The organism is Streptomyces inhibens (assembly GCF_003389455.1).
GTDB lineage: Bacteria > Actinomycetota > Actinomycetes > Streptomycetales > Streptomycetaceae > Streptomyces > Streptomyces inhibens.
Genome location: NZ_QUAC01000133.1, coordinates 1 through 25,284 on the forward strand (window position 1 = coordinate 1; position 25,284 = coordinate 25,284).

Below are 25,284 nucleotides of genomic sequence, written 5' to 3' on the forward strand. Positions count from 1 at the left end.
CGTGCGTGCCCTGGTTTCAGGGCACGCACGCCACCTACCGCGGGCGCCCCTTCGGCGGTACTCACCAAGATGCCTTTGGCCGCCCGCTTGTGCTCCACAACGCCGGCGAGTGCGGAGACGGTCTCGAAGGGCACAACGTTCTTGGTGCGCTTGGCCTGGATGATGCACAGCCCTTTCGTGATCGGGTCGGTGTTCATGGCGATCGCGTCCGCACCCTCGTCCTTCGATGGCTGGGTGTTCACGCTGTCCAAGCCGATGGCTTCGAAGAGCCCTGATGAGGTGCTCGAACTCCGTGGGCTTCAGGTCCATCAGTACCGGGCGGCTGTCGAGGCCCGCCACAACGTCCAGGCCGTCCGATGGTGGCCACGTGCCCGTTCAAGGCGATGGACTGGACGACGTCTTCGGTGTCGTAGGCGAACAGCTCGTGCACGGTGCGCAAAGCCGTCTGCGCCAGGACTGAGGCGTACAGTTCCTTGCGCTCTTTCTCCGGGCGCGGAACGGGCGTGATTTCGTCGCGCGTCTTCACATACCGGTACGCGCGGGCCGCAGGGACCACGTCCTCCAGCGGCAGGTCGATCTCTACCAGCAGGTCACCAGTGTCTGCCTGATACGAGACCCGGTGAGCTTTCGGGAAGCCGTGCGGGTACGCGGAGGCTGCCAGGGCCTGGTCGATGAACCATTCGACAGCCTCAACGTCCCTGTCGCAGCAGGCGATACGACGCTCTTCCAGGGCTGAGTTCCACGCCTCAACCCGGTCCGCCTCTTCTTGGCCGAGTTCCGTGTGCCTGGCGCGGGCCTTCTTCAACTTCTCTGCGCGCTTCTTCTCGTCGCGCGCGTGGTCTCGCAGTGCTCTGTCGAACCGCTTGCGGGCAGCTTCGACCTCCGCGTCGTACCCCCGACGTCCACATCGCAGAGCACCAAGCAGCCCTCGCGGCGGCTCTGGCCCGTACTCCTCCCAGCGAGGTAAGGGCGCGGCTTTGGTACGCCCTTTGCGCTCGCCCTTGGACATGCCGCCGAACACCGACATGATCAAGTCGTGCGCCTCGTTGTCCGGGTCGATCGCCCCGCCCACCTCGGCACCCACAGCGGCACGCCGTAGTGCACGAACAGCGGGAAGTTGTTGCCGAACTGGGCGCCATAGAAGGCCCGTTGCGGCTCGCTGATCACTACCGCGTAGAAGCCGCGCCCGGGCCGGGCGAGCTGCTGGAGCAGCGCGGTGGCCTGCGGGCGCCGCTTCCACGGCAGCGCCCGGGTCTGGCCGACGTCGAGTACTCCGCCACGATGCTCCCGCTGGAGGGCGTCAGCAGGGCCTGGGCGCGGCCCAGTTGCCAGTGCCAAGACGCCTCGGGGTTGCCGGTGCCGGCGGCCCGGAGAACTCCCATCATCACAGGTCACAAGGCACGTCTTCTTCGTCAAAGCACTCGTAGGCGGTCACCGATCGGTGGATCCAGTCTCAAAGCTCAAGCACAACTTGCACACATCCCCTCTACATACTGGCCCCGATGGTCTAGATTGACCGTGCTTCAGCTGTTCGGTCACGAGGCGACCAATAATGATCTATAGGTCCGGCGCTACGGACAGCCAGCAGTCGCGTCCCCGGCGCCAGACGTGGGGGTGATCAATTCTTGGAGCCCGAGAGGGGCCTTGGGTGCGGGGAGCACCCGAGGTTTCGACGGGTTCCCGTGCACCTCGAGAGTCTGGCAGGACATGCGAGTCCGCTGCCGCCAGGGTGGGTTGTTCAAGTAGCGCTGAAGTAGCCGGGATGTCATGCGCGGGGGGCGGGGGCCTCCCGAGGGGAGGAACAGCGCGGCGCGGGGGGCGGGGGCCTCCCGAGGGGAGGAACAGTGCGGGGGGCGGGGGCCTCCCGGGGGGAGGAACAGCGGGGCGGGGGGGGCGGGGGCCTCCCGAGGGGAGGAACAGTGCGGGGGGCGGGGGCCTCCCGGGGGGAGGAACCGTGTGGAGCGAACACGTCGAGCCCACTGGCGACCTGGGGGGGTCTGTGCAGCAGGGGGAATTAGTCAGCCCGTTTCCACCGGCGCGCGGGCGTCTGGAGAACGGGACAATCAGCCGGCCCGCGATCGACTGGGAGCAGCGGTACCGCCGTACCGTGATCATCAGCGATACCGTGGCCACCGCCTTCGTGGTGGCGGCGATCGGCGGCTTCTTCGGGGTCCGGGACGCGGCCAACTGGCACGAGAAGTGGAGAATTCTCGCCTTCGGCACCGAGCTGCTGGTGCTGGGAGCGCTTGCGGTGAGCCGGTCGTGGGCTCCGGCCGTGCTCGGCCAGGGCGCCGAGGAATTCCGCCGGCTCGGACGCTCACTGTCCACGGCGGCCGTCGTACTGGCGCTCGGCGGGATCGCCCTCACCTCGCGCAACATCAAACTCTGGATCTTCGTCGCGATCCCGGCGATCGCGCTCATCACCATGACCGAGCGGTATCTGCTGCGCCTCTGGCTGCACAAACAGCGGAAAGAAGGACGGTGCCTGCGCCCGGTGCTCGCTGCCGGGAGCCTGGCCACCGTGCATGACCTGATCGCCCGAACCCGCAAGTTCCCGCACCTCGGCTGGCGGGTGGAGGCGGTGTGCACGGCGGACGGTCTCGGGCTCGACGGTGACCAACTGGACGGAGTGCCGGTCGTCGGCCGACTGGCCGACGTCGCGAGCCACGTCCGCCGCGACGGCTACCGTGTCGTCGCGGTCACACCGGACCCGCACTGGTCACCGGACCGGCTGCAGCGGCTGGCCTGGAACCTCGAAGGCAGCGATGCCGAGATGGTCGTGGCCCCCGTGCTCATGGAGGTGGCCGGCCCGCGGCTGCATGTCGATGCGGTGCTCGGGATCCCGCTGCTGCGGGTCAGCATGCCGATCTTCACCGGGGGCCGCCGGGCGGTCAAAGAGGTCGTCGATCGGATGGGCGCGGCGGTCCTGCTGATGCTGTTCGCGCCGCTGATGGTGCTCGTCGGGCTGCTCGTGCTGGCGGACAGCCGGGGTGGGGCGGTCTACCGCCAGCGCAGGGTCGGCAAGGACGGCCGCGAGTTCACCATTTTCAAGTTCCGCACCATGGTTGCCGGGGCTGACGGGGTACGTGCCGAGCTGGCCGACCGCAACGAGGGCGCCGGCCTGCTGTTCAAGCTCCGCCGGGATCCGCGGGTGACCCGGGTGGGAGCGGTGCTGCGCCGGTACTCGATCGACGAGCTCCCGCAGCTTTTCAACGTGCTCACCGGCTCGATGTCGCTCGTCGGTCCGCGGCCTCCGTTACCGGAGGAGTCCGCTGCGTACGGCCCGGACATCCGGCGGCGGCTGCTGGTCAAGCCCGGGCTCACCGGCCTGTGGCAGATCAGCGGACGCAGCGACCTGCCGTGGGAGGAGGCGGTCCGGCTGGACCTGCGGTACGTGGAGGACTGGTCGCTCGCCCTGGACACAGTGATTTTGTGGAAGACGCTGCGTGCGGTGCTTCAGGGGCAGGGGGCCTACTGATGCGCGGGGGGCGTCGTCCGGTCGGCGCGCGGATGGCAGGCCAAAAGGGCCTGCCTGGGGGGAGGAACGGGTCATGAGGGTCAGCGTTTTAGGGCTCGGCTACGTGGGCTGCGTGTCGGCCGCGTGCCTGGCCAGCCTAGGTCACGAGGTCATCGGGGTGGACGTGAACCAGGTGAAGGTCGACCTGGTCAACGACGGTAAGGCCCCGGTGGTCGAGGAGCGGATCGGCGAGCTCATCGCCGAGGTCGTGCGGACCGGAGCGTTACGCGCTACCGGCGACGTCCGCGAGGCGATCATGGGCAGCGAGGTGTCGCTGGTCTGCGTGGGCACGCCGTCGGAGCCCAACGGCAGCCTGTGCACCACGTACTTGGAGCGGGTCACCGAGCAGATCGGCGCCGCGGTGGCCGAGCGGGGTGGGCGGCACACCGTCGTGTTCCGCAGCACCATGCTCCCGGGCACCTGCCTGAACCTGCTGGTACCGATCCTGGAGAAGTACGTCGGCGGCACGGCCGGGGTGGACATCGGGGTCGCGGTCAACCCGGAGTTCCTGCGCGAGGGCACGAGCGTGCGGGACTTCTTCGACCCGCCCAAGACCGTCATCGGCGAACTCGACCCGGCAAGCGGCGACGTGGTGGCGGCGCTGTACGACGGCTTGCCCGGCGAGGTGTTCCGGGTGCCGGTCCCGACGGCCGAGGCGATCAAATATGCGGACAACGCGTTCCACGGCCTCAAGATCGGCTTCGCGAACGAACTGGGCGCGGTGTGCCAGGCGCTCGGGGTGGACTCGCACCAGGTGATGGACGTGTTCCTGGCCGACCGCAAGCTGAACATCAGCCCCGCCTACCTGCGGCCCGGCTTCGCCTTCGGTGGCTCCTGCCTGCCCAAGGACCTGCGCAGCCTGGTCCACGCGGCGCGGCGGGCCGACGTCTCGGTGCCCATCCTCGCCCATGTGCTGCCCTCCAACGCCGAACACCTGCAACGCGCGGTGGAGTTGGTCGAGCGCACCGGCAAGCGCCGGGTGGGCCTGTTCGGGTTGTCCTTCAAACCCGGCACCGACGACCTCCGCGAGAGCCCGCTCGTCGAGCTGGCGGAGAGGCTCTTCGGCAAGGGTTACGACCTCAAGATCTACGACGCCAACGTGAGCCTCTCCCGGCTGATCGGCGCGAACCGCCAGTACATCGAGACCCGGCTGCCGCACCTCGCGCAGCTGCTTGCGGACTCCGTCGACGAGGTGCTCGAGCACGCCGAGGTGTGCCTGGTCGGGACCAGGGATCCGGCCGTGCTGTCGGCGCTGCCCCATGGCGACGGCCCGGTGCTGATCGACCTCATCCACCTTCCCGACGCCGAGGCGCGCCGGGCCGAACCGGGGTACATAGGCCTTGCTTGGTGACACATCGTTTGATGACACAGCCAGCGGCGACCGGCAAGGCCGGCGCGCGCTGATCCTGGTGGAGAACCTTTCGGTGCCGTTCGACCGGCGGGTGTGGCAGGAGTGCACGACGCTGCGCGACGCAGGCTGGAAGGTGCACGTCATCTGTCCCCGGGGGAGAACGCGGGACACGGAGCCGGAGGCGGAGATCGACGGGGTGCGGATCCACCGCTACCCGTTGCGCGCGGCCACCGGAGGGCCGGCCGGCTACCTGCGGGAGTACGGATCGGCGTTGTGGCATACGGTCCGGCTGGCCCGGAAGGTCGGCCCGGTCGACGTGGTCCACGCCTGCAACCCGCCCGACCTGCTGTTCCTGCCGGCACTGTGGCTGAAGCGGCGCGGCGCGCGGTTCGTCTTCGACCAGCACGACCTGGTACCCGAGCTGTACCTCTCACGGTTCGGCCGCGGCGAAGATCTGCTCTACCGCGCCGTGTGCGCGCTGGAACGGCTGACCTACCGGGCCGCGGACGTCGTGCTCGCCACGAACGAGAGCTACCGGGACGTCGCGATACGCCGTGGCGGTCGGCGGCCGGAGGACGTCTTCGTGGTGCGCAGCGCGCCCGCGATCGACCGGTTCCAACCGGTGCCGCCGGAGCCGGAGTTGAAGCGCGGCAAGCCTCATCTGTTGTGCTACCTCGGCGTCATGGGCCCTCAGGACGGCGTCGACTACGCCTTGCGGGCCCTTGCGAAGCTGCGCGACGAGCTCGGGCGGACCGACTGGCATGCGGTGTTCGTCGGCGCCGGCGACGCCTTCGACGCGATGGTGGAGCTGTCCCGGCGGCTCGGGCTCTGTGAGCAGGTGCAGTTCACCGGGCGCATTCCGGACGCCGACCTGGTGCGCTACCTGTCCACCGCGGACGTGTGCCTTTCCCCCGACCCGCGCAATCCGCTCAACGACGTGTCGACCATGAACAAGGTCCTGGAGTACATGGCGATGGGCCGGCCGATCGTCTCGTTCGACCTCCGGGAGGCGCGAGTATCCGCCGGTGACGCCGCCGTCTACGCGCCCGCCAACGACGAGGCTGAATTCGCCAAGCTCATCGCGCTGCTGCTGGACGATCCGGAGAAGCGGGCCCGGATGGGCAAGATCGGCCAGGAGCGGATCAGCGGGCAGCTTTCCTGGCGGAACTCGCAAGCGTCGCTGCTCGCCGCCTACGCCGCTGCCTGCCGTGACCACACTCCGGCGCCCCCGGGCGCCCCGGTCCGGACAGGGAAGAGGCCGCGCCGTTGAGCGACGACACGATACGCCTGGTCACGATCGGGCGGATTTTCCGTCGGCGCTGGCGGCTTCTCGCCAGCGTCGCCGTGGTGGGCGCGCTCGTCGGCTACGGCGCCTCTCTGCTGTTCCCGCCGAGTTACACGACGTCGACATCGGTACTGCTGGCGGGGCAGTGGGAGGAGCGCGAGCTGCTGACTCAGGCGGAGATCGCGGCCAGCTCGGCGGTGGTGGACCGCGCGGCCGCCACGCTCGGCTGGACCGGCGTCAGCGGCAGCGAGCTGCGGGATCGAGTGAGCGCCAAGGCCGCCGACGGGAACATCATCAAGATCTCGGGTACGGCCGACACGCCGGAGCGCGCGCAGCGGCTCTCCGACCAGGTGGCCCAGCAATTCGTCATATTCGCCGCGCGGATCGCAGGCGACAACACCGACCCCGACGCGGCGGCAGGGCCCGAGGCACTGCGGCAGAAGGTGGTGCAGACCAACCGCCGCATCACCGACCTGGCCAATGCGGCCGATCCGGGGCAGACCGTGGAGGGCGTGCAGGCCCGCACCGAGCTCGAGAAGCTGCGCACCGCGCTGCAGGAGGCCATGAAGAAGCTGGACGAGGCCGACCCGGCGACCAACAAGGCCAACATGGTCGTCATGGGGCCGGCGGCCCGGCCGACCGGCGAGGCACCGCCGACGAGGATGCAGCTCATCGTCGCCGGGGCGCTGCTGTTCTTCCTGCTCGCGGTCATCGGCCATCTCGCCGCCGCACGGGTGAATCGCCGACTGCGCACCGAACCGGAGATCGCCGCGGCGCTGGGCTCGGCGCTGCTGGGTACCGTCGACGTGCCTGGTGAACGGCCCGCGCACCGGCCAATAGGCCGTGGCCCGCGGGCCTGGATCCGCCGGCTGCTGGGCATCGACACCCGGTGGGACATACCGACCCCGCAGACGTCCGGCGACGAGGCCGACAGGCGGATCCGCTACCGGCGGGTGTGCGCTCGCCTCCGGGAGAAGCTGCCGGCCCCCCGGCGGCTGCTGGTTGTCGTCCCGGACGGCGACGAGATCGGCCGCCAGGCCGCCGGGCAGCTCGTCGCCGAGGCCAAGAGCGACCCGCTGCTGCAGGTGGTGGGAGTTTCGGTGTCCCGGCCACTGGTGCCGGACCGCGGCACCGAGTCCGGTGCCCTGGTCGTGCTCAGCGCGGGCAGCTGGACCGCAGAGGAGCTCGCCGGCATCGCCGAGGCGTGTGCGGACGGCAGGCATGAGGTCCTCGGCATCGTCGTCGCCGGCATCGTCGTCGCCGGCACGGTCCGGGCCCGTCCGACGCGGTCTGCCGGCCATCCTCCGGACAACGCCACTCCGGCGCTCGCGGTTCGCGGCCACGCGACGGGAGGTTCAGTGTGACGACGAGCACGACTTCGGAGTCGTCGGCCGCCGCTCCGCTGCTGGACCTGCAGGCGCTGGTGGTGGCGGTGCGCAGGCGCCGCCGCCTCTGGTGCTCCCTGGCGCTACTGGGGCTGCTGGTCGGCGCGGCGGTGGCGGTCCTGCGGCCGCCGCCGCCGACCGCGGTGACCAAGGTGCTGGTCGCGCATAAGGAGGACCAGCCGAACGACACCGGAACGCTGATCCGCACCGACGTGGAGCTGCTGCAGACCACGCGGATCGCCGACAAGGCCTTGCAGTCCCTCAAGTCCCCGGAACTCCCGGAAGACTTCATGCGGGACTACCGGGGGACCGGCTTGACCAACAACCTGCTGCAGATCGATGTGACAGGTGACAGCGACGCGGAAGCGGTGGCCCGAGCCAAGGCGTTGGCGGATGCGTTCGTCGCGGACCATGTGAGGCGGATGCAGGAAGCCGCGAAGGCCGAGGCCAAGGCCCTGCGCGACCAGCGTGACCGAATGCGGGACGAACTCGCCCAGGTCAACAAGGCGATCGGGGGCAGATCGCCGGAGAGCGACCCGAAGGCGTCGGCGAGCATCGAGTCGCACTTCGCCCACCGGGCCGAGCTCACCTCGCGGATCGCCGATTTCGAGCAGCGCGCCGAGGAGGCGCGCATGGGCACGCCCAAGCTCATCGCCGGCACGCAGATCGTGGACGCGCCGCGCGCAGTGCAGCACTCCCTGCCCAGGGCCGCTGCCACCAACGCCGCGATCGGGCTCGTCCTCGGGCTCGTCCTCGGGCTCGCGGTGGCCGCGATCGGCACGGTGGTGGCGGACCGCCCCGTGCTGCGCCGGGAGATCGCAGCGAACCTGGGCGCCTCGGTCATCGCGGAGCTGCGCCGCGCGTCCTACCGGCCGGCCGGGCTGTGGCAGCGCCGACGGACCCGGGCGGCACGCGAACGGCTCACCGCGACCCTGGCCCGCACCGTACGTGGCTCCGCGGAACCGGTGTCGCTGCTGGAACTGGGCTGTGCGCGCAGCACGAGCGTGATCGCCCTGGACCTCGCCCGGGCACTGGCAGCGGAGGGGCCGGTGGTCGTCATCGATGATCTGCCGGGCCTGCAGCGCGCCAACCGCGGCCAGAAGCCAGGAGGCCCGGCCGTGGTCAGCGTCGAGCGTGCCGTGGCCGTGCCGCATCAGGTGCGCCGGCTCGGCGTCGGCTCGGTCGCGCCCGGCACGGCGTGGACCGGCCTCCAGGACCTCGGTACCCAGACCGTGCTCGTCGTGCGTGCCGGGCACGGCAGCACCGCATGGCTGCACACCGTGGCGCGGCAGCTCGCGGACCTGCTCATTCCGGTGATCGGTGTGGTGCTGATCGACCCCGATCCGCGGGACCGGACCGACGGCACCCTGTGGGACGGGCTGCACACCGCGCTGCGCGGTCACAACGAGCGGCTGGCCCGGCAGAACGGTGGGGGTACCTCCCACGCCTTTGAGGCAGTGGAGGAGGGCCGGCTGCCGACGGAACGGCCGTCATGGGCCGTACGAGTCCCGGACACCGACCAGGAGGCGCGGTAGGACATGTGTGGCATCGCAGGTACTTACCGATGGCCGGACGGAAAGGTCGTGACCGACCGGCTCACCGACACCCTCGCCCACCGCGGCCCGGACGGTGCGGGCCGCTACGGCCACCCCGTCGGTGACGGCGAAGTGCAGCTCGGGCACCGCCGGTTGTCCATCATCGACCTGTCCGAGACCGGCGCCCAGCCGATGGTCTCGGGCGGCCTCGCCCTGACGTACAACGGCGAGCTGTACAACGCGCCCGAGCTGCGTGCCGAGCTGGCAGCCGCCGGGGTGCGCTTCCGCGGTACCTCCGACACCGAGGTGCTCCTTGAGGCCTGGCGGCGCTGGGGCACGGACTGCCTGCCGCGACTGCGTGGCATGTTCGCGTTCGGGATATTCGACGAGCGAACCGGTGAACTGGTGCTCGCCCGCGACCAGTTGGGCATCAAGCCGCTGTTCCTGCTCCGGCGCGGCGAGGGCCTGGTGTTCGCCTCCGAGCTCAAGGCGCTCGCCGCCGTGACCGGCGGGTCGCTGGAGGTGGACCATGCGGCGCTGGTGGCCTCGCTGCTGTACTACTGGGTGCCGGACTCGCGCTGCGCGTTCCGCGAAGCGGAGAAGCTGCCGCCGGGGAGCTGGCTGAGGTGCCGGCCCGACGGCCGGGTGGAGCGCGGCCGGTACTGGAACCTGAAGGACGTCGCCGCCGAGGGCCGGGAGCGGGCCCGGAGCGGCGAACAGCCGGACCTGGCTGCCATCGTCGAGGAGTCGACCCGGCGGCACATGCTCTCCGACGTACCCGTGGCGACCTTCCTCTCCGGCGGTCTGGACTCCAGCTACCTGACCGCGCTCGCGGCCCGCGACCAACCCGGGATCTCCGCCTACACGATCGGATTCCGCGCTGAGGACGCCAAGTTCGAGGCGATGCCGGACGACCTTCGCTATGCCCGGCAGGTGGCCGAGCGGTTCGGCGTCGACCTGCATGAGATCGAGATCGCTCCGAACGTGCTCGACCTGCTGCCGCAGATGACGTACAGCCTGGACGAGCCGATCGGCGACCCCGCCGCGATCAACACGTTCCTGATCTGCTCGGCCGCCCAGGAGGCCGGGGTCAAGGTGATGCTCTCGGGGATGGGTGCCGACGAGCTGTTCGCCGGTTACCGCAAGCACCTGGCCAACCTGATCGCGCTGCGCTACCAGCGCATCCCGCGACCCCTGCGGCGCGGCCTGTCCAGGGCCGTGGACCGGCTGCCGGTCGCCACGGCCCGCCGGGGGTACCGGTCGGTGCGCTTCGCGAAGCGGTTCCTCTCCTTCGCCGATCTGCCGGAGGAGACCGCGTTCCGGCGCAGCTACACCATGTACGACCAGGACGAACTGCTCGCCCTGGTCAATCCGGACTTGGCCGGGACGGTCGAGGACGTGCTGACCGAGCACGCGGACATCTACCAGGACAACGACCTCGACGACTTCGTCAACCGCATGTGCCTGGGCGACGCCCGGATGTTCCTGCCGGGCCTGAACCTCACGTACACGGACCGGTCGAGCATGGCCGCGTCGACCGAGGTGCGGGTGCCGTATGTGGACGTCGAGGTGGTCAAGGCGGCGTTCGCCGTGCCCGGTGATCGCAAGATCGTCGGACGGCAGGGCAAGGCCGTCCTGAAGGAGGCGGCCACCTCGATCCTGCCCCGGGAGATCGTGTACCGGCCCAAGGGCCTGTTCAGCGCCCCGCTGCGCGCCTGGATGAGCCGGGATCTGGCACCGCTGGTGCGCGAGGTGGTGCACGACGGCGTGCTCGTCAATTCCGGGTTCCTGCGCCGCGACGCGCTGGCGCGCATGGTCGCCGAGGACGCCGCCGGGCAGCGGGACTTCTCCAAGCATCTGTGGCATGTGCTGACCCTCGAGTACTGGTATCGCGACGCGACCTCTGGGTCCGGTCAGAGCACTCGGTTAACGGCTTAGGAATTCAGAGGAGTTCGGGTGAAGCAGGTTGTACAGAACTACAAGAGCGGCGAACTGGCAGTGCTCGACGTGCCGGTGCCGGGGTGCAAGCCGGGCGGTGTGCTGGTCCGCAGCGCCTACTCGCTGATATCCACCGGGACCGAGCTCATGAAGGTGTCCGAGGCCGGCATGTCGATGCTGGGCAAGGCCCGCTCCCGGCCGGACCAGGTGGCCAAGGTCATGCAGAGCGTGGCCACCAACGGGGTGCCCGCCACCTACCGCAAGGTGATGGGCAAGCTGGACTCCTACACGCCGCTGGGCTACTCGCTGTGCGGGGTGGTCGAGCAGGTCGGTACCGGGATCGACGATGTGAAGGTCGGCGACCTCGTGGCCTGCGCCGGCAACGAGCACGCGCTGCACGCCGAGCTGAACTGGGTGCCGAAGAACCTCTACGCCCCGGTGCCGGACGGCCTCGCGCCGCGGCACGCGGCCTTCGGCACCGTCGGGTCGATCGCGATGCAGGGCGTCCGCCAAGGAGAGCCGCAGCTCGGTGAGGTGGCCCTTGTCATCGGCCTCGGGCTGATCGGGCAACTGGTCGTGCAGCTCCTTGCCGCCTCGGGAGTCCGCGTCGTCGGGGCCGACCCCGACCCGGTGCGCTGCGAGCTCGCCGAGCGCCTGGGCGCAGCGGCCTGCGGCGATCCCGCGTCCGCGGCCGTGGAAGCTGCCGTCGCCGAACTCACTGGCGGTCACGGCGTGGACCAGGTGTACCTGGCCGCCGGCGGCGGCAGCAACCAGCCCGTCGAGCTGGCCGCCCGGCTCTGCCGGGACCGCGGCCGGGTCGTCGACATCGGCAAGTGCCGCCTGGACCTGCCGTGGAACGCGTACTACGAGAAAGAGCTCGACGTCCGGTTCTCCCGCTCGTACGGCCCCGGGCGCTACGACCCGGAGTACGAGCTCGAGGGGCGCGATTACCCGATCGGCTACGTGCGCTGGACCGAGCGCCGCAACCTGGCGTGCTTCCTCGATCTCCTCGCCCGCGGCCGCGTCGACGTGGAGCCCTTGGTCTCCCACATCGCCGACTTCGATGACGCCGTCGATACGTACCAGCGCCTGAAGGACGGCGACTTGAAGGCCGTGGCTGTGCTGTTCCGGTACCCCGAACACGCGGGGGAGGCGGGGGAAGCGGAGGCCCCGGCGGTGGCCGTGCCCGCGGTGAAGCGACGCAGCGGCAGAGTGTCCACCCCGGCCCGGTCCGCCAAGACGCCGGTGCGGCTGGCGTTCGTCGGCGCGGGAAACTACGCGACGTCGATGCTGCTGCCGCACCTGGCACAGCGCGACGGCGTCGAGTTGTCCACGGTCGTCACCACGACGGCGCTGTCCGCGGCCAACGCGAAGCGGAAGTTCGGCTTCGCCGAGGCGACCACCGATCTCGACGCCGTGCTCGGCGACCCGTCGATCGACGCGGTGTTCGTGGTCACCCGGCACAGCTCGCATGCCGAACTGACCCGGAAGGCGCTCCTTGCCGGCAAGACGGTGTTCGTGGAGAAGCCTCTAGCCCTCACCGAGGACGACCTGGCCGGCGTGCTCGCGGCGGTGGAGGAGTCCGGCAACGACCGGCTGCAGGTGGGCTTCAACCGCCGGTTCGCGCCGCTGCTCCAGGAGGCCAGGAAGCGGTTCGGCGCCAGGACCGGGCCGGCGAGCGTCCGCTACCTGGTCAACGCGGGCCGGCTGCAGCACGGCAGCTGGTACCTCCAACAGGGCACCGAGGGATCGCGGTTCGCCGGCGAGGGCGGACACTTCATCGACACGGCGAGCTGGCTGCTTGAGGCCGACCCGGACTCGGTGTACGCGGTCGCCACGTCCGGCAACGAGGACCTGCAGGTCGTGCTGCGCTACCCGGACGGATCCACCGCCACCATCAGCTACGTCACCACCGGCTCACCCGGCTTCCCCAAGGAGACGCTGGACCTCGTCGCGGACGGCAAGGTGCTGCGGCTCGACGACTTCGTCCGTGCCTCGGTGTACGGCCGTAAGAAGTGGGTCAGTTCGCGGCTGCCCAAGGCCCGGGACAAGGGCCAGAACGCCGAGCTGGCCGCGTTCATCAAGGCCGTGCGGACCGGCGGGCCGATGCCAGTGCCGCTGGAGTCGCTGGTCGCCACCACGGCGGCCACCCTCGCTGTGCAGGCCGGCCTGGTCGGCGGCGCGCCGGTGACGTTGGCGAGGGCGCGATGACCATGAGCGCGGGCTGGTACCTGCGGCGGCTGTCCCGGATGGGACCGCAGGAGGTCGGCGGCCGGGTGGGCGACGCGGTGCGCAGGCGGCGGTGGCGGTCGGCGCGGCCGGACTGCCCGAGCGTGACCGGCGCCCGGTTCACCGCGGTACTGCCCGCCGGGACGATCGCCGCAATACCTCCGGACGCCGCGAAACGTCTCATCGCCGAGGCGGACCGGCTGATGTACGGGCACGTCGAGTATTTCGGGGTGGTCCGCGACGACCTGACCGACCCGGACTGGTGGTGCGACCCGAAGACCGGGCGCCGGGCTCCGTGGGGCTACGCCTTCGACGTGCCGTACCGGAACGAGGACACGGTCGGGGACATCAAGCAGATCTGGGAGCTGTCCCGGCATCAGTACCTCACCGTGCTCGCCGCCGCCTACGCGGTCACCGGGAACGAGCGGTACGCCGAGCGCGTGGCCGAGCACCTGCGGTCGTGGTGGGCGGCCAACGCGCCGCTGCGCGGAGTGCACTGGGTCAGCGGCATCGAGCTGGGCATCCGGCTGCTGTCCTGGGTGTGGATCCGCCGGCTGCTCGACGGCTGGCCGGGCGCGGCCGGGCTGTTCGAGGGCAACCCGGTGGCGCTGAACCAGATCTGGCACCACCAGCGCTGGCTGGCCGCCTTCCCCAGCCGGGGGTCTTCGGCGAACAACCACGTCATCGCCGAGGCCGCCGGGCAGTTCGCCGCAGCCTGCGCGTTCGGGTGGTTCCCCTCCTCGGAGCGTTGGCGAGCCGGCGCGCTGCGGTCGCTGGAGCGGCATCTGCGAAGCAACACCTTCGACTCCGGCCTCAACAGCGAGTTGGCCACCGAGTATCACGGACTTGTGCTGGAGCTCGGCCTGGCCGCGGTGGCCGAGGCGGATGCCGCAGGCAGGCCGGTCCCCGCGTCGATCCGGCTGGTGCTGCTGCGGATGACCGACGCGCTCGCGGCCATCGTGGACAGCCGGCTGCGGCCGCCGCGCCAGGGGGACGCGGACGACGGGCACGGTCTGGTCGTGGACGGCGCGGGCACCGACCGCTGGGCCTCGCTGCTGGCCACCGGGGACGCCGTGTTCGGCCGGCTCGCCTGGTGGCCGGCGGTGACCGCCACCGATGTGCGCACCCCGCTCCTTGCCGCGCTCATCCGGCCGTACTCGGAAAACGGATCCGCACCGGCCGTGACCCGCCCGGCAAGCCGACCGGCCCACTTCGCCGACGCGGGCATGACCATCCTGCGCGGTCCGGGAGAGATCTGGTGCCGCTGCGACGGTGGTCCGCACGGGTTCCTGTCCATCGCCGCGCATGCCCACGCGGACGCGCTGTCCGTGGAGGTCCGGCACGACGGGGTCGACGTGCTCGCCGACCCGGGGACGTTCTGCTACCACGGGCAGCCCGAGTGGCGGCAGTACTTCCGGTCGACCCTCGGCCACAACACCCTGCAACTGGACGGCAGTGACCAGTCCGTCTCCGGCGGCCCGTTCCTGTGGACCCGGCATGCCCGCAGCCGCGTCCTGGCCGCGGACACATCCGACGAGCAGGTGGCCCGCTGGTCTGCCGAGCACGACGGTTACCAGCGCTCCGTGCACCTCCGCCGGGTGGAGCTGACCGCCGCGAGCCAGGAGCTGCGGGTGGTTGACGAGGTGCGCGGCCCGCGCCGGGCCGTGCGCCTGGCGTTCCACCTCGGCCCGGCGATCGCCGCGGACCTGGTGGGGAACTCGGCAGTGCTCACCTGGACCCGGGACGGGGAGGACCGCTCCGCGGTACTCGACCTGCCCGGGCAGCTGTGCTGGCGGGCGCATCGCGGCGAGACCGACCCGCCGCTGGGCTGGTACTCCGCCGGCTTCGGGCGCAAGGAACCCGCCACCACGCTGGTCGGCACCGGCTTCACCGACGGCGCGGAGGGGTTCACCACCGTACTCAGGTTCTGCGGCTAGGGAGGACGCGTGGGGATCAAGTGGCGGAACTGGGCGTTGCCGGCGGCACCGCTGGCGCTGGCGTTGCTGGCGACCGGCTGTGTGAGCGCGCCGGGCGCCCCGGCGGCGGAGCCGACCGTTGCACCATCCACGTCCGTGGCCCGGGCCCGGGTGTGCGCCAAGCCTGCGGCCGGGCCGGCGAAGGCGCCGGCGGGCGCGGTGACGGTCGACCCCGCGGTGGTCGGTGACCTGGCTGCGAAGACCCGGAGCAACCCTCCGAAGACCACGTTCTGGCTTCGACCGGGCAAGCACAGGCTCGAGCCGGACCGCTACTCCCAGGTCATCCCCAAGAAGGGGAACAGATACCTCGGCGCGCCAGGCGCAGTGCTCGACGGCCGGAAGACCAACCAGTATGCGTTCGGCGGTACCGCCCGCAACGTCACCATCCGCTACCTGACCGTGCAGCGTTTCGTGGCGCCGCAAAACGAGGGCGTGGTCAACCATGACTCGGCCGACGGGTGGGTGATCGAGCACGCGACGATCCAGAACAACTCCGGCGCCGGGCTGATGGCCGGTACCCGCCAGCGGGTCCGCGCCAGCTGCCTGCGCGGCAACGGACAGTACGGTATGAACGCGTACAAGGCCGGCGACCCTATCAGCGACCTGGTGGTCGAGGGCAACGAGATCGTGGCCAACAACAAGGACGACTGGGAGCGGCGGCGGCCGGGCTGCGGCTGCACTGGAGGCGTGAAGTTCTGGGCCGTCAACGGCGCCGACGTACGCGGCAACTGGGTGCACGACAACCGCGGAACCGGGTTATGGGCGGACACCAACAACAACGACTTCCGCATCGAGGACAATGTGCTCGAGGCCAACGACGGTGCCGCGCTGATCTACGAGACCAGCTACAACGCGGTCATCCGGAAAAATACGATCCGGCGGAACAACTGGGTCGAGGGCCGCAGGTACGCCGACCGCGGCGACAACTTCCCGTTCGCGACCATCTACCTGTCCGAGTCCGGCGGCGAACCACGGATCCGAGCCCGCACGGACAAGATCGAGATCTACCGGAACGTGCTGGAGAACAACTGGTCCGGGATCACCCTGTGGGAAAACGCCGACCGGTTCTGCAACAGCCCGGCCAACACCTCGTCCGGTGACTGCACGTTACTGGTGAAGAACACCGACCGCTGCGCGCGGCCGGCGATCGCCACCGCACCGCTCTACGCCGACTGCCGGTGGAAGACCCAGCGGGTGGACGTCCACGACAACCGCTTCGTGCTGGACAAGTCCGTCGTCGAGTGCACGGTGAAGTGCGACCGCATGGCGGTGCTGGCCAACTACGGCACCTATCCGGACTGGTCGCCCTACCAGGGCGAGCGGGTGGCTGAGGCGATCACCCGCAAGCAGCACAACCGCTGGCACGACAACGTCTACCTCGGACCATGGAAGTTCGTGGCCTACGACCCGAGCCGGGTGCTCGACTTCGGGCAGTGGCAGGGCACGCCGTACCAGCAGGACGCGGGCAGCACCTTCCGCGCACGGGACGGTGGTTGAGATGGGCGCGGACCACACGTCGAAGATCGTCGGTACAGTCTGGGGGCTGCTGGTCCTCAACACGCTCGGCTCCGCCGGGGCGAAGACCATCATCCCGCTGCCCCGCTCCCTCATCCAGATGGTCACCATGGGTGCGCTGGTCGCCGCGTTCGCGCTGGCGCTCGCAGTCAATCTCCGGCTGCGCATCCGAGCCAGCGCCTTCGTGTTCCTGCTCACCCTGCTGCTGGTGCCGAGCGTGATCTCCAGCGCGAGCCTGGAGTCCGGGTTCGGCGCGCTGTTCCGCTGTGCCCGGCTGGCTCTCTTCGTCGGCACGCTGTGGCTGCTCAGCCGCTGGTGGGACGGCAGCCCGACGTTCGTGCGGCACCACATCCGGATGTACTTCGCGGTGCTCGCATCGGTGGCCGCCGGCTTGCTCATCTCACCGGGCGCGGCCATGCCCGAGCTCTACGGCGGGCGGCTGGTCGGCGCGTTGTGGCCGCTCACCCCGCCGCAGATCGGACAGTACGCCGCGGTGATCATCGGGCTCACCGTGCTGCTCGTACTGGGCCGCCGGACCGACAGGGCCAGCGCGGCGGTGGTCATCGTGCCGTCACTCGTCCTGCTCGCGTTGACCCATACCCGGACGGCCACGCTCGGCCTGTTCATCGGGCTGGCGTTGGCGATCGGCTCGCTCGTCCTGACCAGCGCCGCCGCCCGCCGGTTCTTCGCCTGGGCGGTGCTGTGCGCCGCCGTGGCCGCGGTGGGGTTCGCCTCCGCGCTGCAGGCGTGGTTCCTGCGCGGGCAGAGCCAGGAGGGCCTGTCCAGCCTCACCGGTCGGGCCAAGGTCTGGGACGCCCTGCTGGCTGCCCCCCGGACGACCTCGGAGCAGCTGTTCGGCATGGGCCTGGGCGACAAGTCGTTCGGCGGGCTGCCGATCGACAACAGCTGGCTGGCCGTTTACAACGAACAGGGCCTGATCGGCGTCTCCTTGGTGGCGGCGATCATCCTCGTGCTCGGCGGCGTCGCATTGCTGCGGCCACCGTCGCTGCAGCGGGCCTGCGCGATCTTCCTGATCAGCTACTGCGCGATCGCGTCGTACACCGAGGCCGGGCTCGGCGACGCCTCGCCGTATCTGCTGCATCTGGCCGTGGCCGCCTCGCTGCTGGCGGCACCTGCTGCGGCCACGCCCCTGTCTACGCCCGAAGCCCCTCGACTCTCGACGCCCGAAGTCCCTCGACGGCGCATACCGCGATGGGCCCGAAAATCGGAGGTGACCTGAGCATGCACGTCCTCGTGGTGCACAACCGCTACGCCTCGGCGCAGCCGAGCGGGGAGAACAAGGTCGTCGACCAGGAGGTGGAGCTGCTGCGCGCGGCCGGCCACCGGGTCGAGGTGTTCGAGCGGCGCAGCGACGACATCGCCGCCCGGTCCCTGCTGGGCAAGGCCGCGGTGCCGCTGCTGGTGCCGTGGAACCCGGCGGTCCGCGCGGAGCTCGCCGCCCGGCTTCGCGCCGAGCGGCCGGACGTGGTCCACGTCCACAACGTCTTCCCGCTCCTGTCGCCCGCGGTGTTGGCCGCCTGCGCCGACGCCGGCGTGCCCGCCGTTGCCACGCTGCACAACTACACCCAGGTCTGCCCACCCGGCACGCTGCAACGGGACGGCCGGCCGTGCACCGAGTGCGTCGGGACGGCGCCGCTGCCCGCCGTCCGGCACGGCTGCTACCGGAGCTCCCGGCTGGCGACGGTGCCGCTCGCGGTCAGCCTGTCGGTCAACCGGCGGCGGTGGTGGTCCGGCGTGGAGCGGTTCTTCTGCATCTCCGCGGCGCAGCGCGACGTCCTGGTGCGGGCCGGCATGCCACCCGAGCGGCTGGCGGTGAAGCACAACTTCGTGCCCGACCCGGGCGCCCGCCGAGCGGGCGCCGGCGAGCATCTGCTCTATCTCGGCCGACTCGCGGAGGCCAAGGGCGTGCGGCTGCTCATGGCCGCGTGGGACGAGATCGCCGCGGACGGCGGTGTGGGCGTGCCGCTCGTGGTCGCCGGCGCGGGGCCACTGGAGCGAGAGGTGACCGCCTGGGCGGCGGGCCGGGACGACGTGCGGTACGTCGGCCTGTACGACGCGGCGGAGTGCCGGAAGGCCGTCGCGCGGTCGGTCGCCGTGGTGGCTCCCTCGACGTGGCTGGAGGCGTTCGGCCTGGTGGTCGTGGAGGCGATGGCGGCCGGGGTCCCGGCCGTCGCCGCTGGTCACGGCGCCTTCGTCGAACTCGTCGAGGACGGGGTGACCGGGCTGCTGCACCGGCCGGGCGAGCCCGCCTCGCTCGCGTCCTGCATACGCCGGATCGCGGCCGAGACGGCCCGCAACCGGGAGATGGGCCAGGCAGCCCGGCGCCGTTACGAGCAGGGTTTCAGCCCGGCCGTCGGGCTGGAGCGCCTGGTGGAGGGGTACCGCACCGCGATCGCGGGGCGGACGGAACTAATGGGGGGCAGTAAATGACACGATGCCGACTCTGCGGCTCGGCGGCGCTGGCGAGCGTCGTCGATCTGGGGGCGACGCCACCATGCGAGAGCTTTCTCGCCGCGGACCAACTGGACCAACCGGAGCCCGCGTACCCGCTGCACCTGCAGGTGTGCACCGAGTGCTGGCTGGCGCAGATCCCTCCGCTGATCACGCCGGAGGAGACGTTCAAGGAGTACGCGTACTTCTCCTCGTACTCGACCTCCTGGGTGGAGCACGCGCGCACGTTCGTCGCCGACGCCGCACAGCGGGTGGGGCTCGGCCCCGACGCCTTCGTGGTCGAGGTCGCGAGCAACGACGGGTATCTGCTGAGGCACGTGGTGGACCGGGGGATCCGCTGCCTCGGTATCGAGCCGTCGGTGAACGTCGGTGCCGCGGCGCGGGAAGCGGGTGTGCCTACGCTCACGGAGTTCCTGGACCCGGCCACCGGCTCGGCCGTCCGCGCCGAGCACGGCCCGGCGGACCTGGTCGTGGCCAACAACGTGTACGCGCACATCCCCGATGTGGTCGGCTTCACCCAGGGGCTGCGCGCCCTGGTCGCCGACGACGGCTGGGTCTCCATCGAGGTGCAGCACCTGCTGACCCTGATCGAGGAGAACCAGTACGACACGATCTACCACGAGCACTTCCAGTACTACACGGTCGCGTCCGCGACCCGGGCGCTGGCCAGCGGCGGACTCGCGCTCGTGGACGTCGAGCTGCTGCCCACGCACGGCGGCTCCATCCGGCTGTGGGCCCGGCCGACCGACGTGGCCGGCGAGCCGAGCCGGCAGGTGGCCGACGTGCTCGCACGGGAGAAGGCCGCTGGGCTGCAGGAGCTGTCCGGGTACACCGAGTTCTCCGCTCGGGTGGCCAAGGTGCGCCGGGACCTGCTGCGGTTCCTCATCGACGCGGCCGAGCGCGGCGAGACGGTCGTCGGCTACGGCGCCCCGGGCAAGGGCAACACCCTGCTCAACCACTGCGGCATCCGGCCCGACCTGCTCCCGTACACGGTTGACCGCAACCCCTACAAGCACGGCAGGTTCACCCCGGGCACCCGCATCCCGATCCTGCCGCCCGAGCAAATAGCCGCCGACAAGCCGGACTACGTGCTCGTCCTCCCGTGGAACCTGCGGGCCGAACTGGTCGAGCAGTTGTCCTTCATCCACGACTGGGGCGGCCGGCTTGTCTTTCCCATCCCGGAACTGAGCATTGTCGAGGTGAAGTCATGAAGGTCGTTCTGTTCTGCGGCGGTTACGGGATGCGGATGCGGAGCGGTGCCGCGGACGACGTGCCCAAGCCGATGGCGATGGTCGGCCCGCGACCGCTGATCTGGCACGTCATGCGCTACTACGCGCACTTCGGGCACACGGAGTTCATCCTGTGCCTCGGGTACGGGGCGCACCACATCAAGGACTTCTTCCTCAACTACGAGGAGACGACGTCCAACGACTTCGTGCTGCGGGGCGGGCAGACCGAGCTGCTGTCCACCGACATCGCCTCCTGGACGATCACGTTCGTGCAGACCGGCATCGAGTCACCGATCGGGGAGCGGCTGCGCCGGGTGCGGCACCACCTGGACGGCGACGAGATGTTCCTCGCCAACTACGCCGACGTGCTCACCGACGCCCCGCTGCCGGAGATGATCGACTCCTTCGCCCGGCGCGACGCCGGTGCGTCGATGATGGTGGTGCCGCCGCAGTCCTCGTTCCACTGCGTGGATCTGGGCGAGGACGGCCTGGTGGGGGGCATCACCGCGGTGAGCGAACTGCCGCTGTGGGAGAACGGCGGCTACTTCGTGCTCCGCCAGGAGGTCTTCGACCACATCCCGGAGAACGGGGACCTGGTCGCCGACGGATGTGCCCAACTGGCCAAGCGCGGCCGGCTGGTGGCGCATCAGCACCGCGGCTTCTGGAAGCCGACCGACACCGTGAAGGAGCGGGCCGCGCTCGACGACGCCTACGCCAGGGGCGACCGCCCGTGGGCCGTGTGGGAACAAGGCGCCGGAATGAGGACCGCATGATCCGGCTCAGCGCCGGGCGCCTGGACCGGATCGTCGCAGTGGGCGCGCACTGCGACGACATCGCCATCGGCGCCGGCGGCACGCTGCTGACGCTGTGCCTCGCACGGCCGGGTATCCGCGTCGATGCGCTGGTGCTCTCCGGCGGCGGCAGCGAGCGGGAGCAGGAGGAGCAGGCCGCGCTCGCCGCCTTCTGCCCGGGCGCCGACCTGCGGCTGACCGTGCACAAGCTGCCCGACGGACGGCTGCCCGCGCACTGGGAGGAGGCCAAGGCCGCGGTCGAGGAGCTGCGCCTGCAGACCGAGCCGGAGCTGGTCCTCGCGCCGCGCACCGATGACGCGCACCAGGATCACCGCGGCCTGGCGAAGCTGATGACCACCGCGTTCCGTGACCACCTCGTGCTCGGCTACGAGATCGTCAAGTGGGACGGCGATCTCGGCCGACCGGCGGCGTACCAGCCGCTGTCGCCCGAGATCGCCGAACAGAAGGTGCGGCTGCTGCAGGAGCACTACCCCTCGCAGCGGCACCGGCCCTGGTACGACCGGGAGGCCTTCCTCGGCCTTGCCCGGATCCGCGGCATCGAATGCCACGCGCGCTACGCCGAGGCGTTCGCCGTCACCAAACTCACGCTCAACCTGGGGGGTTGAACCTTGCGCGTACTACTGACCGGACACCAGGGCTATCTGGGCACCGTGATGGCCCCGGTCCTCGCGGCCGCCGGGCACGAGGTCGTCGGCCTTGACGCCGGCCTGTTCGCCGACTGCGTGCTGGGCCCGCCGCCCGCGGACCCGCCGGGGCACCGGGTGGACCTGCGCGACGTCACGGCCGAACACGTGGCCGGGGTGGACGCCGTGATCCACCTGGCCGCGCTGTCCAACGACCCGCTGGGATCGCTGGCGCCGGAGCTCACCTACGACATCAACCACCACGCGTCCGTCCGCCTTGCGCGGCTGGCCCGCGACGCCGGAGTGCGGCGCTTCCTGTACGCGTCGACCTGCTCCGTCTACGGCGCCGCCGGCGGGGACGATCTGGTGACCGAGGACGCCCCGCTGCGCCCGGTGACGCCGTACGCGGAGTCCAAGGTGCGGGTGGAGGACGACCTGCACGCGCTGGCCGACGGCGACTTCACCCCGGTGTTCATGCGCAACGCCACCGCCTTCGGCTACTCGCCGCGGCTGCGCGCCGACATCGTGCTGAACAACCTGGTGGGCCACGCCCTCCTGTCCGGCGAGGTGTTGGTGCTCTCCGACGGCACTCCCTGGCGCCCGCTGGTGCACGCCGCCGACATCGCACGCGCCTTCACGGCCGCGCTGACCGCGCCCCAAGAGGCGCTGCACGACCGGGCGTTCAACATCGGCAGCGAGATCAACAACGTCACGGTCGCCGAGATTGCCGAGCAGGTCGCCGAGGCGGTGTCCGGCGCGAAGGTGGTGATCACGGGGGAGACCGGAGCCGATCCGCGGTCGTACCGGGTGGACTTCTCCCGGTTCCGCGCCGCGATACCCGGCTTCGACTGCGAGTGGACGGTGAAGCAGGGCGCGCTCGAACTCGCCGACGCCTACCGGAAACACGGGCTGACCCGGGAAGACTTCGAGCGACGCTTCACCCGCCTTGCCGTGCTGCGCGCGGCGTCCGACGTCGGCGCCGTCGACGACACCCTGCGGCGGCGCCGATGACCACGCCCGGCGAACAGATGCACGCGCTGGTGGAGCGGCTGTACCCGCTCTGCCGGAGCATCACCGGCGACGGTGTCCGCGCCACCCTGGACATCGTCGGCGAGTACGTCCCGCTGCAGGTGCACGAGGTACCGACCGGGACTCAGGTGCTCGACTGGACGGTGCCGCAGGAGTGGAACATCCGGGACGCGTACATCGCCGACACCGCCGGCAACCGGGTCGTCGACTTCGCCGCGTCGAGCCTGCACGTGCTCGGCTACAGCGTGCCGGTGTCGGCGACCATGCCGCTGGCCGAGCTCCGCGCGCACCTGCACACCCTTCCGGACCACCCGAGTTGGGTGCCGTACCGCACCAGCTACTACAAGCCGGAATGGGGATTCTGCCTGGCCCAGGAGACCTTGGACGCGCTGCCGGACGGCGAGTACGAGGTCCGCATCGACTCCACACTCGCGGACGGCCACCTCACCTACGCCGAGCACGTGGTCCCCGGTCAGGTCCCCGACGAGGTGATCGTCTCCTGCCACGTCTGCCACCCGTCGCTGGCCAACGACAACCTGGCCGGCATCGCGGTGGCGACGTTCCTGGCCCAGGCGCTGGCACAGGAGACGCCGTACTACACCTACCGGTTCCTGTTCGCGCCCGGCACCATCGGGGCGATCACCTGGCTGGCCCGCAACGCGGAGCGGGTGAATGGGGTATCCCCTGCTCTGGGGGCCCCTCCCGGCCGAAGGCTGGGGGAGGAGCCGAGAGCTGGGGGAAGGGTCAAGCACGGCCTCGTGCTGGCCTGCGCCGGGGACCCGGGCCAGTTGACGTACAAGCAGAGCAGGCGCGGCGACGCGGAGATCGACCGGGTGATGCGGCATGTGCTGGCCGCATCCGAACGCCCGCACCGCGTCAACGAGTTCACTCCGTACGGCTACGACGAGCGGCAGTTCTGCTCGCCCGGGTTCGATCTCGGCGTGGGCTCGCTCACCCGGACCCCGTACGCCGGCTACCCCGAGTACCACACCTCGGCGGACAACCCGGACTTCGTCTCCCCGGAGGCGATGGCGGACACGCTCGCCGTCTGCCGCGAGGCATTCGCCGTCCTCGACCGCAACCGGCGGTACGTCAACCTCAGCCCCTACGGCGAACCACAGTTGGGCCGGCGCGGGTTGTACGACGCGCTCGGCGGCCGCAGCGACACCAAGCAGGCCCAGATGGCCATGCTCTGGGTGCTCAACCTCTCCGACGGCGAGCACAGTCTGCTGGACGTCGCCGAGCGGTCCGAGCTCCCGTTCGACACCGTCGCCGCCGCGGCCGGTGCTCTGCACGGCGCCGGGCTGATCAAGGCATGACGCCTATGACCACCGAGGGGGAGAAGACGACGACACCGGCCGGATCCGCCAAGCGGGCCCTCGTCGGCCGGCTGTCCTGGGGACTGGCCGACCAGGCGGCCTCCAGCATGAGCAACTTCGTGGTGGGCATCTACGTGGCCCGCTCGCTGGGGGTGACCGCGTTCGGCGTGTTCAGCCTGGCCTGGGTGACCTACGGCGTGGTGCTCAACGTCTCCCGCGGGCTGGCCACCGATCCGCTCGTGGTGCGCTTCAGCGGCGTGCCGGACGCGTCCTGGCGCGGGGCGGTGGCCCGGTCGTCGGGTACCGCGCTCGGCGTCGGTGCCGCCCTCGGCGCGGCGTCTCTGGTGGCCGGTCTTGCTCTCGGCGGCCGTGTGGGGCCCGCGTTCGCCTGCCTCGGCGTCATGCTGCCGGGGCTGCTGCTGCAGGACGCATGGCGGTTCGCGTTCTTCGCCGCCGGCACCGGGCGGAAGGCGTTCGTCAACGACCTCGTGTGGGGTATCGCGCTCGTCCCGGCCATGGTGGTGGCGGCCCGCGTGGGCAGCGTGGCCGCTTTCGTGCTCGCCTGGGGCGCGTCCGCCACGGTGGCCGCTGCGTACGGCTGCCTCCAGTCCGGCATCCGGCCCCGGATGACCGGCGCGCGCGGCTGGCTTCGCGAGCAGCGCGATCTCGGCTACCGGTATCTGGTCGAGAACGTCAGCCTCAGCGGCGCCAGCCAGCTGCGGGCGTACGGGCTCGGCGCGATCGTCGGGATCGGCGCGGTGGGTGCGGTGCGGGGCGCCGAGCTTCTGCTCGGCCCGTTCCTCGCCGTGTTGATGGGGCTGTCGCTGGTCACCGTCCCGGAGGCGGCACGGGTGCTGCGGCGGGCCCCGCACCGGCTCGGCTCGTTCTGCCTCCTGCTGGGCGGCGGGCAGGCCGCCGCCGCGCTGCTCTGGGGCGGGGCGCTGCTGCTGATGCCGGACCGGCTCGGCGAGCTGGTGCTCGGCGGCGTCTGGCACTCCGCCGCGGAGCTCATCGTGCCGGTCACCCTCGGTGTCGCGGGCGCGGGCCTCGGCACCGGCGCGGCGGCCGG

The 25,284-nt window shown here is 70.9% G+C and carries 20 protein-coding genes; 17 read left to right on the forward strand and 3 right to left on the reverse strand.

What is annotated here, in order from left to right; all coding sequences use genetic code 11:
• The 3 genes from DY245_RS17035 to DY245_RS17040 all read right to left on the reverse strand — a co-directional run.
• Window positions 1-242, reverse strand: a 242-nt coding sequence (locus DY245_RS17035; protein WP_147318346.1) for a restriction endonuclease, incomplete at its 3' end; no start/stop codon positions are given.
• Entirely contained in the window at window positions 239-1,084 is an 846-nt protein-coding gene (locus DY245_RS45240) for a hypothetical protein (protein ID WP_220377897.1), read from the reverse strand. The genes DY245_RS17035 and DY245_RS45240, both read right to left, overlap by 4 nt.
• A complete protein-coding gene (locus DY245_RS17040; protein ID WP_220377898.1) occupies window positions 1,030-1,338 on the reverse strand; it encodes a hypothetical protein in 309 nt (102 codons plus the stop codon). The genes DY245_RS45240 and DY245_RS17040 overlap by 55 nt, the downstream gene beginning before the upstream one ends.
• A 661-nt stretch (window positions 1,339-1,999) precedes the next feature.
• Between DY245_RS17040 and DY245_RS17050 the strand changes: the two genes are divergently transcribed.
• The 17 genes from DY245_RS17050 to DY245_RS17130 all read left to right on the forward strand — a co-directional run.
• A complete protein-coding gene (locus DY245_RS17050) occupies window positions 2,000-3,478 on the forward strand; it encodes a sugar transferase (protein ID WP_128508110.1) in 1,479 nt (492 codons plus the stop codon).
• 73 nt (window positions 3,479-3,551) lie between these two features.
• Entirely contained in the window at window positions 3,552-4,868 is a 1,317-nt protein-coding gene (locus DY245_RS17055; protein ID WP_128508111.1) for a nucleotide sugar dehydrogenase, read from the forward strand.
• Window positions 4,858-6,138 (forward strand): glycosyltransferase family 4 protein, encoded by a 1,281-nt coding sequence (locus DY245_RS17060; protein WP_128508112.1) that lies wholly within the window; start codon window positions 4,858-4,860, stop codon window positions 6,136-6,138. Before DY245_RS17055 ends, DY245_RS17060 begins: the two co-directional genes overlap by 11 nt.
• Window positions 6,135-7,517: a Wzz/FepE/Etk N-terminal domain-containing protein gene (locus DY245_RS17065; RefSeq protein WP_128508113.1), complete on the forward strand. Its 1,383-nt coding sequence runs from the start codon at window positions 6,135-6,137 to the stop codon at window positions 7,515-7,517. Before DY245_RS17060 ends, DY245_RS17065 begins: the two co-directional genes overlap by 4 nt.
• Window positions 7,514-9,073, forward strand: coding sequence for a Wzz/FepE/Etk N-terminal domain-containing protein (locus DY245_RS17070; protein ID WP_128508114.1), 1,560 nt, complete (start codon window positions 7,514-7,516; stop codon window positions 9,071-9,073). The genes DY245_RS17065 and DY245_RS17070 overlap by 4 nt, the downstream gene beginning before the upstream one ends.
• A gap of 3 nt (window positions 9,074-9,076) precedes the next feature.
• Window positions 9,077-11,011 carry an asparagine synthase (glutamine-hydrolyzing) gene (gene asnB, locus DY245_RS17075; protein ID WP_128508115.1) on the forward strand — a complete coding sequence of 645 codons (1,935 nt, stop codon included), beginning with the start codon at window positions 9,077-9,079 and terminating at the stop codon, window positions 11,009-11,011.
• A gap of 18 nt (window positions 11,012-11,029) precedes the next feature.
• Entirely contained in the window at window positions 11,030-13,222 is a 2,193-nt protein-coding gene (locus DY245_RS17080; protein ID WP_128508116.1) for a bi-domain-containing oxidoreductase, read from the forward strand.
• Complete coding sequence (locus DY245_RS17085; protein ID WP_128508117.1) at window positions 13,219-15,177, forward strand: alginate lyase family protein; 1,959 nt, start codon at window positions 13,219-13,221, stop codon at window positions 15,175-15,177. The genes DY245_RS17080 and DY245_RS17085 overlap by 4 nt, the downstream gene beginning before the upstream one ends.
• Window positions 15,178-15,186: 9 nt before the next feature.
• Window positions 15,187-16,713, forward strand: coding sequence for a right-handed parallel beta-helix repeat-containing protein (locus DY245_RS17090; RefSeq protein ID WP_128508118.1), 1,527 nt, complete (start codon window positions 15,187-15,189; stop codon window positions 16,711-16,713).
• 1 nt (window position 16,714) lies between these two features.
• Window positions 16,715-17,971, forward strand: coding sequence for an O-antigen ligase domain-containing protein (locus DY245_RS17095; RefSeq protein WP_128508119.1), 1,257 nt, complete (start codon window positions 16,715-16,717; stop codon window positions 17,969-17,971).
• Between the two features lie 2 nt (window positions 17,972-17,973).
• The gene (locus tag DY245_RS17100) at window positions 17,974-19,182 is read left to right on the forward strand and encodes a glycosyltransferase (RefSeq protein WP_128508120.1); all 1,209 of its coding nucleotides are present in this window, start codon (window positions 17,974-17,976) and stop codon (window positions 19,180-19,182) included.
• Window positions 19,179-20,414, forward strand: coding sequence for a class I SAM-dependent methyltransferase (locus tag DY245_RS17105; protein WP_128508121.1), 1,236 nt, complete (start codon window positions 19,179-19,181; stop codon window positions 20,412-20,414). Before DY245_RS17100 ends, DY245_RS17105 begins: the two co-directional genes overlap by 4 nt.
• Window positions 20,411-21,205: a glycosyltransferase family protein gene (locus tag DY245_RS17110; protein ID WP_128508122.1), complete on the forward strand. Its 795-nt coding sequence runs from the start codon at window positions 20,411-20,413 to the stop codon at window positions 21,203-21,205. Before DY245_RS17105 ends, DY245_RS17110 begins: the two co-directional genes overlap by 4 nt.
• Window positions 21,202-21,849: a PIG-L deacetylase family protein gene (locus DY245_RS17115; protein WP_128508123.1), complete on the forward strand. Its 648-nt coding sequence runs from the start codon at window positions 21,202-21,204 to the stop codon at window positions 21,847-21,849. The genes DY245_RS17110 and DY245_RS17115 overlap by 4 nt, the downstream gene beginning before the upstream one ends.
• 3 nt (window positions 21,850-21,852) lie before the next feature.
• Complete coding sequence (locus DY245_RS17120) at window positions 21,853-22,878, forward strand: NAD-dependent epimerase/dehydratase family protein (RefSeq protein WP_128508124.1); 1,026 nt, start codon at window positions 21,853-21,855, stop codon at window positions 22,876-22,878.
• Entirely contained in the window at window positions 22,875-24,215 is a 1,341-nt protein-coding gene (locus tag DY245_RS17125; protein ID WP_128508125.1) for a DUF4910 domain-containing protein, read from the forward strand. Before DY245_RS17120 ends, DY245_RS17125 begins: the two co-directional genes overlap by 4 nt.
• Window positions 24,216-24,220: 5 nt before the next feature.
• Window positions 24,221-25,284, forward strand: a 1,064-nt coding sequence (locus DY245_RS17130; protein WP_128508126.1) for an MATE family efflux transporter, incomplete at its 3' end; no start/stop codon positions are given.